This is a genomic window from Marinobacter sp., from assembly GCF_052094685.1.
GTDB lineage: Bacteria > Pseudomonadota > Gammaproteobacteria > Pseudomonadales > Oleiphilaceae > Marinobacter.
Window position 1 is genome coordinate 1 of record NZ_JBQDKB010000172.1, and the last position, 3,022, is coordinate 3,022.

4 protein-coding genes are annotated in these 3,022 nt (G+C 52.8%); 2 read left to right on the top strand and 2 right to left on the bottom strand.

Translation table 11 applies throughout. The features are described 5' to 3' along the window. Window positions 1-262: peptidoglycan-binding domain-containing protein (locus tag ACTH3S_RS18245; RefSeq protein ID WP_441810425.1), on the bottom strand; the 262-nt coding region annotated here is incomplete at its 3' end. Between the two features lie 116 nt (window positions 263-378). Continuing rightward, window positions 379-1,458 (bottom strand): AI-2E family transporter, encoded by a 1,080-nt coding sequence (locus ACTH3S_RS18250; protein WP_441810426.1) that lies wholly within the window; start codon window positions 1,456-1,458, stop codon window positions 379-381. 67 nt (window positions 1,459-1,525) lie between these two features. Between ACTH3S_RS18250 and ACTH3S_RS18255 the strand changes: the two genes are divergently transcribed. Further along, window positions 1,526-1,927, top strand: a complete 402-nt coding sequence (locus ACTH3S_RS18255; RefSeq protein WP_441810427.1) for a hypothetical protein — start codon at window positions 1,526-1,528, stop codon at window positions 1,925-1,927. Between the two features lie 145 nt (window positions 1,928-2,072). Next, window positions 2,073-2,972 carry a haloalkane dehalogenase gene (locus tag ACTH3S_RS18260; RefSeq protein ID WP_441810428.1) on the top strand — a complete coding sequence of 300 codons (900 nt, stop codon included), beginning with the start codon at window positions 2,073-2,075 and terminating at the stop codon, window positions 2,970-2,972. Window positions 2,973-3,022 lie beyond the last annotated feature (50 nt).

Consider the following 3,022-nt stretch of genomic DNA (forward strand, 5'->3'; position numbering starts at 1 on the left):
CTAGCGCTTTTTTTGTTGATTCATCCAAAATCCCGTTAGCCTGAAGCCCATTGTCTTTCTGGAAACGAGACAATTCAGACCGGGTGGCATCATCCATTCCAGAGCCGACACCGGTAATATTGTACCCAGCGCCGTACAATGCATTCTTGAGTGCAACCGACTCATCGGCGAATGCCGCGGGCGCGAAACCCAGTACTGCTACGGTACCGAATGCGAGCGCTATGCGACCCAAAGGGGTAGTCGCGTTTTTTTTGATACTCACCTGCGTTGCTCCTGATATCTCATCGATATCCGTTTCTTTTTTGTTGTGTGGTGCCCATCTCCACAGGCTGGGGCGAATTTTTTTAAAAGCCTAGCATACTTTTGTCTTATGTCGCCTCAACTGACATCATCGCCCGCATCGTCGACTCTTTGAGACTCTTCGCTGAATTCCCGGATAAAAATTCCCCAGAACGCCATAAACAGTGCGGCGACCAGCGGGCCCATCACAAATCCATTAATACCAAACATGGCGATGCCGCCCAAAGTGGATAGCAGCACAATGTAATCCGGCAGCTTAGTGTCCCGACCAACCAAAATTGGCCGAAGCAGATTATCTGCAAGCCCTATCACCACTACGCCAAATATCGTGAGTATCACTGCTTGAACCACATGGCCCACAGCGGCCAGATAAATTGCAGCAGGTACCCATACCAGGGCTGCACCCACAGCAGGCAGCAGCGAAAAGATGGCCATCACCACACCCCACAACAGCGCCCCGCCAATACCGAGAGTCCAAAAAATAATGCCACCCAAGGCACCCTGAATGATGGCAATCAGTAAGTTACCTTTAACCGTTGCACGGGTTACTTCGGCAAACTTGGCAAACAACAAACGCTCCCGCTCATCTCCGAGTGGGAGGGCGCGGATCAGCAGGTCAACCAACTTGTTACCGTCGCGCAGCAGGAAGAACGCCAGATACACCATCAGGGCCAGCCCAAGGAAAAACTGGAAGGTGTTCTGACCAACACCCAAAGCCTGCTTGGCAAGAAACTGACTGCCACCCACAAACAGGCTGACCACTCGATCACGGATTTCACTAAAATTGATATCAAACTGCGCCAAGAACGCCTGTATGGCAGGGAAAGATTTGTTCACCTGATCTATATACTCGCCAGGCCTTATTTCTCCATCCTGAATCTGCTGATAAATGCCCAGCCCCTCGGCCACCAACGAAGTCACCAGCACCAGCACCGGAATCACCACAATCAGCATGCATACCGTTAAGGTAATCAGCGCGTTCACGTTTGGGCGCTCACCCAGCCGGCGCACCAAAAACATCTGAAATGGATGAAAAATCAGCGCAATGGCGATAGCCCAAAAAATGGGCCCAAAAAAAGGCTTCATGAGAAACACGAAAGCCAGAGATACTCCCACCAGCATGGCAAGGAAGGTTCGTGTCTCAAGTTTTGCGTACATATTTCCGTTTTATCCCAGTCAAATTCAGTCGCGCACTAGCCTAACACGCCCACATGGCCACTGACGCATGCTTCAGGTTATAGTGAACGGTTATTGGTCAGCTATTAAACAGGTCATAGCGTTGGAACTGGAAATTTTTACCACAGAAACTGCTCTAGACGCTGCGGCGGAACTGCGCCGGGTTCTCGCCGCCAGGACACACCGCCGGAAAGTTCTGGGCCAGGAAGTTCTGGTGCCCGGGCAGCTCGGCGAGGCTCTGCAATTGCCCCGGATTACCAACCGTCTCCAGAGCAAGCAGCAGCGGTTACGGGATCAGGGGCTGGATGACTTTCAGGAACTCTGGCCAACACTGTCTGTGGCAACACGTGAAAAAGTTCTCAGCGCCATTGGCTGGTACGATCCCAAAGATCTCAACTGGGAAGATAAGCGCTCCAACCGCAGGCCTTCTGGCGATCCTGGCAATTCCTGATTCAAAGCCACTACGCTCTGTTACGCAACTCAAACACACCAAGCCGTGAACTGATTTATCCTAACGGCTGAAGATTGCTGTAACGGTTCCGGAAACGGCAAACCCGCAACAATCGCGCAACCAATCAGTTAGGACAGTCGATGGCATGCGTATTCTGAGAACCGACGATACCCGCTTCGCGGGTCTTCCGGACTACCCTTTTGCTCCTCATTATTTAGATGTCGAACCTGGCCTTCGGATGCATTATGTTGACGAGGGCTCAGTCGGTGCTTCGCCCGTATTAATGCTCCACGGCGAACCCTCATGGTCTTACCTGTACCGTCACATGATTCCTCTTGTCGCCGCTGCAGGGCACAGAGTATTGGCGCCAGATCTTGTGGGCTTCGGCAAATCCGACAAGCCGGCCGCCATGGACGATTACAGCTACGATCGCCACATTGCGTGGCTTACCCATTGGCTGGAAGCTCTAGATCTCAGAAATATAACCTTGGTTTGCCAGAACTGGGGGTCGCTTCTTGGCTTGCGACTTGCGGCAGAGCTTCCGGATCGATTCCAGCGAATTATTGTTGGCAACGGCATGCTGCCAACGGGCGAAACCCGCGCGCCTGCAGCATTCAGTGTGTGGAAGGCTTTTGCGACTCACAGCCCCTGGTTTCCCGTAGGCCGGATTGTGCAACTGGGCACGGAGCGCACACTGAACAAACACGAGTTGGCGGCGTACGAGGCACCCTTTCCTTCAACAGAGTATAAGGCTGGCGCACGCGCTTTCCCCAAATTGGTGCCCATATCCCCAGACGACCCCGCAAGCGACGCCAACAAAGCCGCATGGAAAGTTCTGGAGCAATGGCGTAAGCCCTTTATCACCTGCTTCAGCAGCGGCGACCCCATAACCCGGGGCGGCGACCGCTATATGCAGCGCCGCATCCCAGGCGCACTGGGACAGCCACATCTCATCTTGCGCGGGGGCCATTTCTTGCAGGAAGACTCTCCCGAAGATTTCGCGCAAATCATTATTGATGCACTAAAAGCAGAAATGGTGGCCTAGTGTAACGTTCGGTTAATTCGCTCATTTATTATCAATTAAACTCAGCTTTG

What these genes read in the sequence shown, in the direction of transcription:
- ACTH3S_RS18250 (WP_441810426.1), bottom strand. Translation starts at nt 1,458, where the DNA reads ATGTACGCAAAACTTGAGACACGAACCTTCCTTGCCATGCTGGTGGGA.
- ACTH3S_RS18255 (WP_441810427.1), top strand. Translation starts at nt 1,526, where the DNA reads ATGCTTCAGGTTATAGTGAACGGTTATTGGTCAGCTATTAAACAGGTC.
- ACTH3S_RS18260 (WP_441810428.1), top strand. Translation starts at nt 2,073, where the DNA reads ATGCGTATTCTGAGAACCGACGATACCCGCTTCGCGGGTCTTCCGGAC.